At 64.6% G+C, this 14,750-nt stretch carries 12 protein-coding genes; 10 read left to right on the top strand and 2 right to left on the bottom strand.

Going from position 1 to position 14,750, the window contains the following annotated elements:
* Window positions 1-46: 46 nt before the first annotated feature.
* The 9 genes from pdxT to ACVWY0_RS10130 all read left to right on the top strand — a co-directional run bounded on the left by pdxT (window position 47) and on the right by ACVWY0_RS10130 (window position 9,935).
* The gene (gene pdxT, locus ACVWY0_RS10170; RefSeq protein ID WP_485836589.1) at window positions 47-757 is read left to right on the top strand and encodes a pyridoxal 5'-phosphate synthase glutaminase subunit PdxT; all 711 of its coding nucleotides are present in this window, start codon (window positions 47-49) and stop codon (window positions 755-757) included.
* Between the two features lie 3 nt (window positions 758-760).
* Window positions 761-1,516 (top strand): YebC/PmpR family DNA-binding transcriptional regulator, encoded by a 756-nt coding sequence (locus tag ACVWY0_RS10165; protein WP_058932337.1) that lies wholly within the window; start codon window positions 761-763, stop codon window positions 1,514-1,516.
* 35 nt (window positions 1,517-1,551) lie between these two features.
* Entirely contained in the window at window positions 1,552-2,130 is a 579-nt protein-coding gene (ruvC, locus tag ACVWY0_RS10160; RefSeq protein WP_485836588.1) for a crossover junction endodeoxyribonuclease RuvC, read from the top strand.
* 90 nt (window positions 2,131-2,220) lie between these two features.
* Complete coding sequence (gene ruvA, locus ACVWY0_RS10155; protein ID WP_485836587.1) at window positions 2,221-2,865, top strand: Holliday junction branch migration protein RuvA; 645 nt, start codon at window positions 2,221-2,223, stop codon at window positions 2,863-2,865.
* Window positions 2,858-3,946 (top strand): Holliday junction branch migration DNA helicase RuvB, encoded by a 1,089-nt coding sequence (ruvB, locus tag ACVWY0_RS10150; RefSeq protein WP_485836586.1) that lies wholly within the window; start codon window positions 2,858-2,860, stop codon window positions 3,944-3,946. Before ruvA ends, ruvB begins: the two co-directional genes overlap by 8 nt.
* Window positions 3,947-4,127: 181 nt before the next feature.
* Window positions 4,128-4,514, top strand: a complete 387-nt coding sequence (gene yajC, locus ACVWY0_RS10145) for a preprotein translocase subunit YajC (RefSeq protein ID WP_485836585.1) — start codon at window positions 4,128-4,130, stop codon at window positions 4,512-4,514.
* Between the two features lie 111 nt (window positions 4,515-4,625).
* On the top strand, window positions 4,626-6,383 hold the full coding sequence (gene secD, locus ACVWY0_RS10140; protein ID WP_485836584.1) for a protein translocase subunit SecD: 1,758 nt from the start codon (window positions 4,626-4,628) through the stop codon (window positions 6,381-6,383).
* Window positions 6,383-7,405 (top strand): protein translocase subunit SecF, encoded by a 1,023-nt coding sequence (gene secF, locus ACVWY0_RS10135; RefSeq protein ID WP_485836583.1) that lies wholly within the window; start codon window positions 6,383-6,385, stop codon window positions 7,403-7,405. Before secD ends, secF begins: the two co-directional genes overlap by 1 nt.
* 136 nt (window positions 7,406-7,541) lie before the next feature.
* Complete coding sequence (locus ACVWY0_RS10130; RefSeq protein WP_485836582.1) at window positions 7,542-9,935, top strand: RelA/SpoT family protein; 2,394 nt, start codon at window positions 7,542-7,544, stop codon at window positions 9,933-9,935.
* A gap of 691 nt (window positions 9,936-10,626) precedes the next feature.
* Here ACVWY0_RS10130 and ACVWY0_RS10125 read toward each other — a convergent pair.
* Both ACVWY0_RS10125 and ACVWY0_RS10120 read right to left on the bottom strand, forming a co-directional pair.
* Entirely contained in the window at window positions 10,627-12,243 is a 1,617-nt protein-coding gene (locus tag ACVWY0_RS10125) for a DUF349 domain-containing protein (RefSeq protein WP_485836581.1), read from the bottom strand.
* A 67-nt stretch (window positions 12,244-12,310) separates the two neighbouring features.
* Window positions 12,311-13,111: a peptidylprolyl isomerase gene (locus tag ACVWY0_RS10120; RefSeq protein WP_485836580.1), complete on the bottom strand. Its 801-nt coding sequence runs from the start codon at window positions 13,109-13,111 to the stop codon at window positions 12,311-12,313.
* Between the two features lie 233 nt (window positions 13,112-13,344).
* Here ACVWY0_RS10120 and hisS point away from each other — a divergent pair, with 233 nt between their 5' ends.
* Window positions 13,345-14,730, top strand: coding sequence for a histidine--tRNA ligase (gene hisS / locus ACVWY0_RS10115; protein ID WP_485836579.1), 1,386 nt, complete (start codon window positions 13,345-13,347; stop codon window positions 14,728-14,730).
* Window positions 14,731-14,750: the final 20 nt, after the last annotated feature.

Here is a 14,750-nt window from a genome sequence, read left to right as displayed (position 1 = left end):
GCGCTTCCGGCGCCGCCCCGGGACCAGCGCACATTATGCTGATTGGATGACAAACCCCCTTTCGGCTGCTTCTGCACGCGTGGGCTCGGGCCTCCGGATCGGCGTCCTGGCACTTCAGGGCGACTTCCGCGAACACCTCCGGGCCGTGGAAGCCGCGGGTGCCGCCGGCGTCGGAATCCGCCGCCCCTCCGAACTGGACGGCCTGGACGGCCTCATCATTCCCGGCGGAGAATCCACGGCCATCGACAAGCTGGCCCGCGCCTTTGAGCTGGCCGGACCGTTGAAGGACCGGATCCGCGACGGACTGCCGGTCTACGGTTCCTGTGCCGGCATGATCCTCCTCGCCGACGAGATCGCCGATCCCGCCACAGACCTGGCCGGCCACCCGCAGCAGACCTTCGGCGGCCTGGACATCACAGTGCGGCGCAACGCCTTCGGCCGCCAGCGCGAGTCATTCGAAACGGACCTGGATTTCAAGGGCCTGGACTTCAGCGTCACGGAATCCGGTGTCGCTCCAGTACACGCCGTGTTCATCCGCGGCCCCTGGGTGGAACGCGTCGGCGACGGCGTGGAGATACTGGCCCAGGTGGAGCCCGCAGACCCGGAGCACGCGTCCCACGCGGCGACTCTGCCGGGGACAGCTAGAATTGTTGCAGTGCGTTCCGGCCACCTGCTGGCCACCTCCTTCCACCCGGAAGTGACTGGGGAGAAACGCGTACATGAACTTTTTATCCGCATGATCAGAGGAGACGCGTAAAGCATGTCAGGACACTCCAAATGGGCGACGACCAAGCACAAGAAGGCCATCCTCGATAGCCGCCGTGCAAAATCGTTCGCCAAACTGATCAAGAACATCGAAGTCGCCGCGCGTATGGGCGGACCGGACCTCGCCGGCAACCCGGGCCTGGAACTCGCCGTCACCAAGGCCAAGAAGACCTCCGTTCCGGCCGACAACATCGACCGTGCCATCAAGCGTGGTGCCGGCCTCACCGGCGAAGTGGTTGACTACACCGAGATTATGTACGAATGCCGCGGCCCGCAGGGTTCGGCGCTGCTGATCGAGTGCCTCACGGACAACAAGAACCGTGCCGCCTCCGAGGTCCGCCTGGCCATCTCCCGCAACGGCGGCACCATCGCCGATCCCGGTTCGGTCAGCTACCTGTTCAGCCGCAAGGGCGTTGTCTCGCTGCCGAAGAACGGCCTGAGCGAGGACGACGTCCTGATGGCCGTCCTCGACGCCGGAGCCGAGGAAGTCAAGGACAACGGGGAAAGCTTCGAGATCCACTCCGAGCCGACCGACCTCCAAGCCATCCGCGATGCCCTCAAGGAAGCCGGAATCGAATACGAGACCGACGAGGCCGAGTTTGTGCCGTCCATGCAGGTGCCGCTGGACCTCGATGCCGCCAAGAAGTTCATGAAGCTCGTGGACGCCTTGGAAGAGCTCGACGACGTCCAGAACGTGTACAGCAACGCCGACCTTAGCGACGAAGTCCAGGCCGCCCTGGAAGCTGAGTGACCTTCCGCTTTGTGGCCTAAGGCGGATGTCCCAGGGTGACCCTGCGCGTATTAGGTGTTGACCCGGGCCTCACCCGGTGCGGCATCGGCGTGGTCGACGTCGAGCGGAACAGGCGCGCCACAATGGTGGCAGTGGGGGTGGTGGGTACCTCTCCCGAAGAGACCCTGGACCAGCGCCTGCTGGTTATTGCGTTGGCCATAGACGAGTGGCTGGACCGCTACGAACCCCAGGTGCTCGCCGTCGAACGCGTTTTTTCCCAGCTCAACGTCAGTACGGTGATGGGCGTGGCGCAGGCTTCCGGTGTGGTGATTGCCGCCGCCGCCCGGCGCGGGATCCCGGTGGCTCTGCATACCCCGTCGGAAGTGAAAGCAGCGGTGACCGGCAGCGGTACCTCCAACAAGGAAGCCGTGACCAAACTCGTCACAAAAATCCTCAGGCTGGACGCGCCGCCGCGGCCGGCTGACGCTGCAGATGCCCTGGCCCTTGCCATCACGCATGCTTGGCGCGCGGGCAGCGGAGCCGCGGTGGCCACCACCGGCCCCGGCAGCCTGTCGCTGACGCCGGCCCAGCGCGCGTGGGCCGATGCCGAGACGAAAGCGCGCCGCGCACGCTGAATGTCCGGGGCGCTTGCTAGGGTACTCGTAGATATGTTCGGATAGCCGGTCCTACCCCCAAGAGCCCGGCAGTACACCAGGAGCCCGGCTTTGATCAGTTTCCTTCGCGGAACCGTAGCGCACGTTGGCCTTTCCGCTGCCGTGATCGACCTCAACGGGGCGGGCATGAGCGTCAACGCCACGCCACAGACCCTCAGCCGCCTCCGCACCGGCGAGGAAGGCAAGCTCTTCACGTCGCTGATCGTGCGTGAGGATTCCCTCACCCTGTTCGGTTTTGCCACCGACGACGAACGCGAAGTCTTCGATGTCCTGCTCAGCGTCAGCGGCGTAGGTCCGCGGCTCGCACTGGCGGTGCTCGCCGTGCACGAGCCTGAAGCGATCAGGGTTGCCGCGCACACGAGTGACAGCAAGTCGTTCACCACGGTGCCCGGCATCGGCCCCAAAGTGGCCGGCCGGATTGTGCTGGAACTGGCCGGCAAGCTGGTGCCCCACGGAACGGCAGGTGCCGCCGGCGCGTCTACTCCGGCCGAAGCGGACTGGAAGCCCCAGGTAGTGGCGGCCATGACCAGCCTCGGGTGGTCGGAAAAGGATGCCGGTGCCAGCATCGAGAAGGCCCTTGCAGACGATCCCGAGGTGGAATTCCGTGGCAATGTGGCCGAGATACTGCGGACCACGCTGCGCTGGCTGGGCCAGGATGGCGCGCGGGCCGGTAACCGCGTAGGCAGCCGTGGCTGAGCCTTCGGTGGTGGCAGCAGGGGAGGAACCCGAGGAACGGGCGATCGAAGCCGCCCTCCGGCCGAAGAACCTCGATGACTTCGTAGGCCAGCACCGGGTCCGCAGGCAACTCTCGCTGGTCCTGCAGGCCTCCCGGATGCGGGGGCGCAGCGCGGACCACGTGCTGTTTTCCGGCCCTCCGGGCCTGGGCAAAACAACCCTGGCCATGATCGTGGCCGCTGAAATGAACGCGCCACTGCGGATCAGCAGCGGTCCGGCCATCCAGCATGCCGGCGACCTCGCCGCCATCCTTTCCTCCCTTTCCGAAGGGGAGGTCCTCTTCCTGGACGAGATCCACCGGATGTCCAGGCCGGCAGAGGAAATGCTCTACATGGCTATGGAAGATTTCCGTGTGGACATTGTGGTGGGCAAGGGCGCCGGGGCCACCGCCATTCCGTTGGAACTGCCGCCCTTCACCCTGGTGGGTGCCACCACGCGCGCCGGTCTGCTGCCCGGCCCGCTTCGGGACAGGTTCGGGTTCACCGGGCATTTGGAGTTCTACAGCGTGGCCGAGCTCGAACTGGTGCTCAGGCGCTCCGCCGGCCTGCTGGACCTCAAGGTCAACTCTGCGGGCTTCAGCGAAATTGCCGGCCGGTCCCGCGGTACGCCGCGTATTGCCAACCGCCTGCTCCGCCGGGTCCGGGACTGGGCACTCGTGCATGGGATTGAGCAGATTGATGCCCGCGCCGCTTCCGCTGCCCTGGACATGTATGAAGTGGACAAGCGAGGCCTGGACCGGCTGGACCGGGCAGTCCTGGAGGCACTCATTACGAAGTTCGGCGGGGGACCCGTGGGACTTTCCACCCTGGCCATTGCGGTGGGGGAGGAGACCGAGACCGTGGAAACGGTGGCGGAACCGTTCCTGGTGCGCGAAGGCCTGCTGGGCCGGACGCCCAGGGGACGCATCGCCATGGCTCCGGCCTGGACCCACTTGGGTTTCGCCGTACCGGCCGGAGTTTTCGGGCAGGAGCCGCTTGATCTGTTCGAACCGGACCCGGAAAGCGCCGAGTCCACGCCCGAATGGGCACCGAACGGGCAATAGCACTGTCGTCCCAGCTTTTCCCTTTAGACTGGTATGACACCCGGCACGTTCGGGTCTGTGTTCCCGCGGCGGCTCCGAGGAGCCGTTGCCTGCCCGGCACATTTTCTGCAGCGGGGAACGACGCGGACGCTGCCAAATACCCGATACGCCAGTACAGAACGGAATCTTCCCTGTGGATCCAATGAACATCGTCTTGTTCGCAATGCTCGGAATCTTTATCTTCATGATGTTCCGCCGCAACAAGAAGACCAAGGAGCAGCAGGCAACGCTGCAGTCCCAGTTCGAGCCTGGTGTTGAGGTCATGACAAGCTTCGGACTCTTTGGCCGGATTGTCTCCATGGACGACGCCGAGAACAAGGTTGTCCTGGAACTCTCGCCCGGGAACCTGGCCACCGTCCACCGCCAGTCAGTGACCAAGATCGTGGAGCCTGTCGAAGCCGAGACTCCGGTCGTCCCGGATGACGCCTCCGCCCTGACCAATGAAGAAGCGGGCACCCCGACGGCATCCGCCGAAACCCCGGACGAGACCCTGAAGCGACTCAACGACGAGGGCAAGAAGGACAGCTAGTCCTCGCCGCACGGCAGCCCGCGTTACAACACCTCTACGGCTGGGGACGACCGCCGGTGGGACAGATAGCTCCCGCCGGTGGTTCCTCCGTAAATAAGAGAAAGATCGACAATGGCACGAACTGGCCCTAACAACTCAGGTCTGAGGGTACTGGTGTGGCTCGGCGTAGTCCTCGCCGTGCTGACCGCTGTCCTGGCCGGCGGCACCCTTGCCGGACAGGCAAGCTGGGCACCCAAGCTGGCACTGGACCTCGAGGGTGGCACCCAGATGATCCTGGCGCCCAAGGTTGAGGGCGGTTCGGACATCAATGAAGAGCAGCTCAACCAGGCCGTAGCCATCATCCGCCAACGTGTGGATGGTTCAGGTGTTGCCGAAGCGGAAATCAGCACGCAGTCAGGCCGCAACGTAGTGGTCAGCCTTCCGGGTACACCCACGAAGGAAACTCGCGACCTGATCCAGGCCTCCGCGGACATGAACTTCCGTCCCGTATTGCTGAACGGCGACGGCGCGCCCGTCCCCACGGAATCCCTCACCCCCGAAGACCAGCTTCCGAAGCCCACGGCGGAGCCCGCCAACGGCAGCGATATCAACTGGATCACCGCGGACATCTACCGTCAGTTCGAAACCATGGACTGCAACAATCCTGCGCCGGAGAGCCCGGAGGCCTCCGATCCCACTAAACCCCTAGTTACCTGTGAACCGGCAACGGAGACCACGCCGGCCATCAAGTACATCCTGGGTCCGGTGGAGGTCAAGGGCGGCAACATTGTCACGTCCTCCTTCCAGCTGCAGCAGGGTGCGCAGGGCGCTGTGACCAACGACTGGGCCGTCAACATCCAGTTCGACGACGAAGGCACCGCCAAGTTCAAGTCGGTCACCGAACGCCTGAACCAGTTCTACGTGGCAGCAGGCGGCGAGACTGGCAACGACCCGAAGGCGCAGTTCGCCATCGTTCTGGACGACCAGGTCATTTCCGCGCCGCGGTCCTTGGCAGTCATCACCGACGGACGTCCACAGATCACCGGCGGCTTCACCGAACAGACCGCCAAGGTCCTTTCCGACCAGCTACGCTTCGGCGCGCTCCCCATCAGCTTCGAGATCCAAAGCGACCAGCAGATCTCGGCCACCTTGGGTGGCGAACAGCTGCGCATGGGCCTCCTTGCAGGCATCATCGGCTTGCTCCTGGTGGTGGTCTACTCACTCTTCCAGTACCGGGCCTTGGGCCTGGTGACCATTGCATCGCTGGTGGTGGCCGGCGCCCTGACCTATCTGGCCATCGCCATCCTGGGCTGGACCGAAAACTACCGGCTTTCCCTGGCCGGCGTGGCCGGCCTCATCGTCGCCATCGGCCAGACCGCTGACTCGTTCATCGTCTACTTTGAACGCATCCGCGATGAACTCCGCGAAGGCCGTGGATTGGTCTCCGCGGTGGAGAACGGCTGGAAGCGGGCCAAGCGCACTGTCCTGGCCTCCAAGGCCGTGAACCTGCTGGCCGCGCTGGTGCTCTACTTTGTGGCCGTCGGCAACGTCCGCGGGTTCGCTTTCACGCTGGGTCTGACGGCCATTGCCGACCTCATCGTGGTCTTTATGTTCACGCACCCGACGCTGCAGCTCCTGGCGCGCACCAAGTTCTTCGGGGAGGGCCACCCGCTCTCCGGCCTGGACCCCAAGCGGCTGGGTGTTGTGCCGCTCTACCGCGGCGCCGGGCGCCTGCGCACGCCGGAGGCCAAGCCGTCCGTGGTCCGCGCCAAGAACACCGGCGCGGCGGCCGAGGCTGAACGACGCATGACCATCGCAGAACGCCGCCTCGCGGAAAAGCAGGAGCAGCTCACCGGCTCCTCCAAGAGCGCAGCCAAGGAGAACAAGTAATGTCCAGCAGCTTCGCCAATTTCGGCAACGAGCTCTACACCGGGAAGCGCTCATACAACTTCGTCGGTGCCAAGAAACTGTGGTTCATCATCGCGGCGGTGGCGGTGGCGCTGTCCATCCTCATTCCGGTAGCCAAGGGTGGCTTCAACCTTGGTATCGAATTCCGCGGCGGTTCGGAGTTCACCGTCTCCAACGTGCAAAGCACCGACTCGGCCCTTGGTGAAAAGGTTGTCGAAGACGTTGTGGCCGGCAGCGTTCCGCGTGTGGCCAATGTCGCCGGTACCACCATGCGGATCCAGACGGACAAGCTCACGGATGACGAGACCCTCCGGATCAAGGACGGCCTCATCTCGGCCTACGGCGTCACCGACAACGAGGTGACATCCACGTTTATCGGACCCACCTGGGGCGCGGATGTCACTAAGCAGGCCCTGATTGGCCTGATCGTCTTCGTGGCCCTGGCCGCTGTGCTGATGGCGCTGTACTTCCGGACCTGGAAGATGTCGCTGTCCGCGATGGCTGGAATGCTGGTGACGATGTTCATCACCGCCGGCGTCTATGCCCTCAGCGACTTCGAGGTAACGCCCTCAGCCATCATCGGGTTCCTGACGGTGCTCAGCTACTCGCTGTATGACACGGTGGTGGTCTTCGACAAGATCCGTGAGAACACCGCTGATCTCGATGCGTCCACGCGCCGCACTTTCGGGGAGGAAGTCAACCTCGCCGTCAACCAGACGCTGGTGCGTTCCATCAACACCATGATGGTGGCCATCCTCCCGGTCGGTGCCATCTTGTTCATCGGGGCCGGCCTTCTGGGGGCAGGCACGCTGCGCGACCTGTCGCTGGCACTGTTCGTCGGAATTCTGATCGGAACTGCGGCCACTATATTTATCGCTGCCCCGATGTATGCCTGGCTGCGCCAGAACGAGCCTGACTTGGTGAAGCAAGCGAAACGCGTCGAACACCGCAGGTCCGCGAACAACGCCCGGACCGAAGAATCGGCTTCGCCCGCAGGGGCCTGACCCTTCGCACAACGCGGGCCGGGCGGCGTCGGAATACCGACGTCGCCCGGCCCGTTTCGCATTTAAGCGCCGGTTACATAAGTGAACTGGCGGGGGAATAGACTGGAGTAATTAAACAGTCGTGAGGGGTGCTTCATTGGAAGAACGTTCGGCGTCGGTGCCAACGGCAGGTGGGGATGACAGTCCGGGCCACGGAGTTCAGACCGGACTGACCGCTTCCGTACGCCCGGCGCCGGTTGTTCCCGTGGACAATTCGGGCGCCCGCCCAACATTTCCCGGCCGCCGCGAGCGGACTCGCTCCCGTTTGGCCCGGCTGACCGGCCGCGGCACGGCAACCTATTCGCCCATTCTTGAGCCGCTGCTGCGTACCGTCCGTGCGAACAACCCCAAAGAAGATTTCGATCTTATCCAGCGCGCCTTCGAGGTGGCTGAGCAGAGCCACCGCGGGCAGAAGCGCAAGAGCGGTGATCCCTACATCACCCACCCCGTGGCCGTAGCCACCATCCTCGCTGAGCTGGGCCTCAGTGGAACCACCCTCGCCGCGGCGCTGCTGCACGACACAGTCGAGGACACCCCCTACACGCTGGCGGACCTCAAAAGGGACTTCGGTCCCGAGGTTGCCATGCTGGTGGACGGCGTCACCAAGCTGGACAAAGTCAGCTTTGGCGAAGCCGCGCAGTCAGAGACCGTCCGCAAGATGGTTGTGGCCATGGCCAAGGACATCCGGGTCCTCATGATCAAGCTCGCGGACAGGCTCCACAACGCCCGGACCTGGCGGTTTGTCTCCGCGGAGTCATCGGCCCGAAAAGCCCGCGAAACCCTTGAAATATTCGCGCCCCTTGCCCACCGCCTGGGCATGAACACCATCAAGTGGGAGTTGGAGGACCTGTCCTTCGCGGCCCTCTATCCGAAGGTCTATGAGGAAATCGTCCGGATGGTGGGCGACCGCACCCCGGAACGGGAGAAAAGCCTCGGCGTCATCCGGGACCAGATCACTGAGGATCTCCGTACTGCCCGGATCAAGGCCACCATTACCGGCAGACCGAAGCACTATTACTCGATCTACCAGAAGATGATCGTCCGGGACAAGGACTTCGACGACATCAACGACCTCATGGGCGTCCGTGTACTCGTCGATTCGGTCCGGGACTGTTACGCCGCCCTGGGCACCATGCATTCGCGCTGGAACCCGCTGCCGGGGCGGTTCAAAGACTACATCGCCATGCCCAAGTTCAATATGTACCAGTCGCTGCACACCACGGTGATCGGACCCGGCGGCAAGCCCGTGGAGATCCAGATCAGGACCCACGAAATGCACCGCCGTGCTGAGTACGGTGTGGCCGCCCACTGGAAGTACAAGGATCAGCCCAGCCGTACGGCTGTCGGGCCGGGCAGCCCCCGCGACGGTGACATGGGCTGGCTGAGGTCCCTGGTGGACTGGCAGCAGGAAACGTCCGATCCCGGGGAGTTCCTGGACTCGCTGCGGTTTGAGATCAATGCCCGCGAAGTCTTTGTCTTTACCCCCAAGGGTGAGGTCATGGCACTGCCCGCCGGATCGACTCCGGTGGATTTTGCCTACGCCGTCCACACCGAAGTGGGGCATCGCACCATCGGCGCACGGGTCAACGGCAAGCTTGTGCCCTTGAACAGCGAGCTGAACCACGGCGACTGGGTTGAGATATTCACGTCCAAGGCGGAAGGCGCCGGCCCTAGCCAGGACTGGCAACACTTCGTCAAGAGCGCGCGTGCGCGGAACAAAATCCGCCAGTGGTTCAGCAAGGAACGGCGCGAAGAAGCAATCGACCGCGGCAAGGAACTGTTGACACGGGCGATGCGCAAACAGAACCTGCCCCTGCAGCGCCTGATGACGCACGAGGCCCTCGCGGCGGTGGCCGCAGAGTTCAAGTACCTTGACATCTCGGGCCTCTACGCCGGCGTGGGAGACGGTCATACGTCAGCGCAGTCGGTCATGGAGAAACTCGTTGAAAGCCTGGGCGGCAACGAGAGCACTGACGATGACATCACTGAAGTCAGCATCCCCACGCAGGTGGCTAAAACCAAGTTCTCCGATTCCGGCGTGGTGGTGCGCGGCGTTGGCGATGTCTGGGTGAAGCTCGCGCGCTGTTGCACGCCCGTTCCGCCGGATCCGATTCTCGGCTTTGTCACCCGCGGCTCCGGGGTTTCGGTGCACCGCACGGACTGCACCAACATTTCGGATCTCCGGGACCAGCCCGACAGGATTGTCGAAGTGGACTGGGCACCCACCCAGTCAAGTGTATTCCTGGTGGAGATCCAGGTTGAGGCGCTGGACCGGAAGTCCCTTCTCTCCGACGTCACGCGTGTCCTGTCCGAGAACCACGTCAACATTCTGGCCGCCAGCGTGAACACCTCCACCGACAGGGTGGCCATCTCCAGGTTCGCCTTCGAGATGGGCGACCCCAAATACCTCAGCCACGTCCTCAGTGCCGTGCGGCGCATCGACGGCGTGTTCGACGTCTACCGGACCACCGGTAACAAGCGCCGGAGCTAGCAAGGCCAGCTTTTCCAGTGCGGCCCGTTTGTGGGGGACCCGCGGGCAGGCCTCAATGGCCAGGATCAGCAGGCGCAGCCGCACGTCCCGCTCCGGGCGGGCCAGCAACCCCGCCAGCGCTGGCAAGGCCCGGTGGCCGTCGACATGCAGGGCGATGTCGACGGCGGTGCGCAGTGGACTCGACACCATCAGCCCGCCCATGCTGACAACGTCGAACGGACCAAGCCGGACTTCATGGAGCGTGCAGCCCCTTGTGTTGCGGAGGCTCGAAATCCGCCGCTTCGCATCCACAAGCAAGGCCAGCCGGTCCGGTTCAGCCGCACAGCCGTAGATCCAGGCCGCCGTCATCCGCCCGGCCACCACGCGTTGCCTGACGGCCGCCGGAACCGCGTTGGCCACCGTTCTGGCCCGCACCTGGGGTGACGCGGGAGCATCCGGCAACGTGAAGCCGTGCTGGTGGAACTGCGCCAGGACACCGTCCGCTGCCAGCGACTGGAGTTCGGGCCACGCGAAAGGCTTGCCCGGCGAATACAGGTCCGGGTATTGGGGTGGTGGGGAGGTGGCCATCCCCCCATCCTGCCGCGTCTTCCCTTAACGCGCACAGGCCCGGTCCCGGTTATGTGGATAACCGGGACCGGGCCTGTGCGTCCTCCGACAGACGCCTGATGAAAGGCGTCCTACAAACTACTTGCTAGGAAAGCTCGCTGGCCGAGCGCTGGATCTGGTCCAACCAGGCCTGCCTCGCCTCGAGGGCTTCGCGGGCCCCCTTGATCTTGCGCTGGTCGCCGGCTTTCTCGGCCTTGGCGAGATCGTCCTGCAGGCCGGAAATGGCTGCTTCCAGCTGCGACAGGGCGCTGTTGGTGCGGGCCTTCGTCTCGGGGTTGGAGCGCTGCCAGTTTTCCTCTTCGGCGTTGCGGACAGCGTCCTCCACCTTGCGGAGGCCGGCTTCGATGCGGCCCATGTCGGCGCGGGGCACCTTGCCGGCTTCTTCCCAGCGGTCCCGGACAGACTGGAGCGCCTTCTTGGCCGCGGCCAAGTCCTTGACCGGCAGAATGCTGTTCGCTTCGACGAGGAGCGCTTCCTTCACCGTGAGGTTGGCGGCGTATTCCTGGTCGATCTCCTCGTTGGCTGCCTGCCGGTGCGTGAAGAACACATCCTGGGCGGCACGGAAACGGGCCCAGAGGGCGTCGTCGTCCTTGCGGCTGGCGCGCGGTGAGGCCTTCCATTCGTCCATGAGCCGGCGGTATTCCCCGGCGGCAAAGCCCCAGTCGGTGGACGAGGACAGAGCCTCGGCTTCGGCGATGAGCTTCTCCTTGGCCGATTTTGCGGCCGAGTTCGTGCTGTCCAGCTGGGAGAAGTAGGCGCGGCGGTGACGGTCGAAAACTGTGCGGGCGGCACGGAACCGCTTCCACAAGGCGTCCTCGTTGCTGCGGCCAAGCCGGATGCCGCCCTTCTGGGCTGTCTTCCAGCTTTCAAAAAGATCGTTCATCCGGGCGCTGGAGGTCTTCCATTGGATCTGTGCGGGATCCTGCCCCGAGATCTCTTCGGCTTCGGCCACGATGGCCTCGCGGGCCGCGAGCTCGGCGGAGCGAACGGCGTCGTGTTCTGCCTTCTCTGCCTTTTCGAGTTCTGCGATCTGCCCGGAAACAGCGTCGAGCCGTGCTTCGGTGGAACGGAGGTCTCCCACCATGTTCCGCTCCGCCAGCTGCTCGCGCAGGTGCGTGACGGTCTTCTGCATATCGGTGCTGGGCGCCTTGGAGCTGATGCGCTGCTCCAGGAGCAGGACCTGCGCAACAATGTCGTCATGCTTCCGCGCGAAGTAGGCAAGGGCTTCGTCATTGCTGACGCCGGGGTACTGGCCCACCGGGTGCTCATCGCCGTCGATCGTCAGGAATACGTGGCCGTCACCCTCGACACGGCCCCACTTTGCAGCTTCCGCCAGCGAAGTCGCGGAGGCGACGGGTGCCGGTGCTGCCACGGGTGCGGCTGCTGCCGGCTTGGGCCGGGCAGCGAAGGCTGCCGGTGACGGGGCGGGTCGAGGTGCCGGAGCAGGCGCGGGTGCCGGAGCCGGGGCTTCTTCAGCCGCGTTCTCGTCACCGGCCGCACTCTCTTCAACCGGGGCCGCCGGGGCCTCGGCATCTTCGGCCTGGACGCCCACGCCCTTTAGATCCACGTCCGCTTGAGCCGCGGTTTCGTCAACCGTGGCCTGTTCGGCGGTTGCCTGGACAGCGTCTGCCTGGTCAGCCACGGGGGCCGTTACCTCGGTCAGTTCTGCTGCTGTTTCGTCGGATTTCTGACTGTCTGTCACCGCTAAAAGTCTTTCGCTTGGAGGGAAATACTCACGTACTGCACCGCGGCCGTAAAGGCCTGGCTTCCTACTTCAGAGAAACCGAGTCTATCGTGACTGGTTGCACAGGTGCGCCGTCTGATGCGCTGGAGCCGGGCTTGATTCCCGCGGCGGCAATGGCGTTGACTGCTTCCATTCCAGAGGTCACCTTGCCCACCACCGTATAGCCCCCGGCAGAGTCGGCGGGAATCACCGTGTCTTTGTAGACCACAAAGAACTGCTTGCCGTTACCGTAGGCGTTGTCGCCGGACCGGGCGATGGCAATCGTGCCCGCAGGGTAGATGTTGTCTACCGGGGTGTTTTCGAGGGGACCCCAGGTGTACTCGGGGTCGGCAGCAGCGGTGGCGCCACCGCACTGCAGGAGTCCGAACGTTTCGCCCGTGGTTAGTCGGTGGCACGCGCTGCCGTTGTAGAAGCCCTCGTCCGTCAGTGCTTTGAAGACCGCGGCAGCCTGGGGTGCCTTGGTACCGTCGATTTCGACGCCGAGCACGTTCCCGTTCAGTGCCAGTTCACCAGTGAACACCTTCCCGGCGGCAGTGTCCGGGGCCGGGATGTTCGCGCCGTTCGTGGCGGGCGCGGAAGGCGTGGGGGAGTCGGTTGGGCTGGTCAGGCCGGCCTCCGCGGCGGCGAATTCCTCTTCGGTGGGATTGCCGGCAAAGGCATTGAACTGAAGCACGACGGCGAGCAGGACGGCGGCGGTTCCGGCGCAGGCGGCGATGAGGTTGTCGCGCTTGCGGCGTTTCTCCTGGTCCCGCCGCAGCTCGCGCTTTGCCTCCATCTGCTGGATGCGCCGTTTGGCTTCGCGGGCGCTGCGTGAACTGGCCGCCAATGGTCCTCCTTGTATCCGGGCCGCGTCCGGTAGGAACTGAATCCGGAGGCGGTTGTCTGCCGGCAGCCTTGCGGCGCCGGCCGCCGTATTAGAGATGCCGGCGGATGACGCATAAACTGACTGCCGCACATAGTTTATGCATGAGTTGCCGGACTGCCGCCGTTCCCCGCCCGTTTCGGGCGGAATGCCGGGCAAAGTCCCAGGCACCCTTCATCAAGAGGAGAACATCCACCATGGCACGCACAGCCTCCCTGTCCGGATTCCCCGAGTGGCTTCCCGAGGAGCGGCTGGTGGAGCTGCACGTGCTGGACACCCTTCGCAAGGTTTTTGAGCTGCACGGCTTCGCGTCCATCGAGACCCGTGCCGTGGAAACCGTGGGCCAGCTGCTGCGCAAGGGTGAGATTGATAAGGAGGTCTACGGCCTCAGCCGCCTTCAGGACGACGACGCCGACACCTCCGACGCGGGCAAGGCCGGCAAAGCTGACCCCAACGCCCTCGCGCTCCACTTCGACCTCACGGTGCCTTTTGCGCGGTACGTCGTTGAGAACGCCGGGTACCTGGCGTTCCCGTTCCGGCGCTACCAGATCCAGAAAGTCTGGCGCGGGGAGCGCCCGCAGGAAGGCCGGGCCCGCGAATTCACCCAGGCAGACATCGATGTGGTGGGCGACGGCGAGCTGCCGTTCCGCTATGACGTGGAGATTGCCCTGGTCATTGCCGAAGCCTTGAGCGCACTGCCGATTCCGGACTTCCGCCTCCGGATCAACAACCGCAAGCTTGCCGAAGGCTTCTACCGCGGCATCGGCCTGGATGACACCGCCGGCGTGCTCCGCAGCATCGACAAGCTGGAAAAGATCGGCGCAGCCAAGGTCGCAGAGCTGCTCAAGACGGAACTGGGTGCTACTGATGACCAGGCGCAGGCAGCACTGAAGCTGGCAGGAATCCGTACCGAGGACACCTCGTTTGTGGCCCAGGTCCGCGCGCTCGGCGTGACGAACGACCTCCTTGAGGAGGGCCTGAATGAACTGGAACAGGTGATAGAGGCCGCCGTGCAGCGCGCGCCGGGCAAGGTTGTTGCCGATCTCAGCATCGCCCGCGGCCTGGATTACTACACTGGCACGGTGGTGGAGACGGTCCTGGTGGGCCACGAACAGCTCGGTTCCATCTGCTCCGGCGGCCGCTACGACGCGTTGGCGAGCAAGGGCAACCGCAAGTTCCCCGGCGTCGGCCTCTCCATCGGAGTTACCCGGCTGGTGTCGCGCATCCTGAGCCAGGACCTGGCCAAGGCCTCCCGTTCGGTGCCCACCGCCGTACTGGTGGCGCTCACCACTGACGAGAGTTGGGGTGCCGCGCAGGACGTTGCCGCCCAGCTCCGCAGCCGGGGCATCGCCACCGAAGTCGCTGCCAAGGCCGAGAAGTTCGGGAAGCAGATCAAATTCGCGGACCGCCGCGGGATCCCGTTCGTCTGGTTCACCGACGACGACGGCAAGCACCAGGTCAAGGACATCCGGTCCGGCGAGCAGGCCGACGCCGATCCCGCAACCTGGACGCCGCCGTCGGAAGACCTTAACGTCCAGGTCACAACAGTCCAGGTGCCAGCGGCAGCAGCCCAGCCGGCCTGACCGGCCCGGTTTGGCGGCAG

The organism is Arthrobacter sp. UYNi723 (genome assembly GCF_054057635.1).
This window is presented reverse-complemented; position numbering and strand designations above follow the sequence as displayed.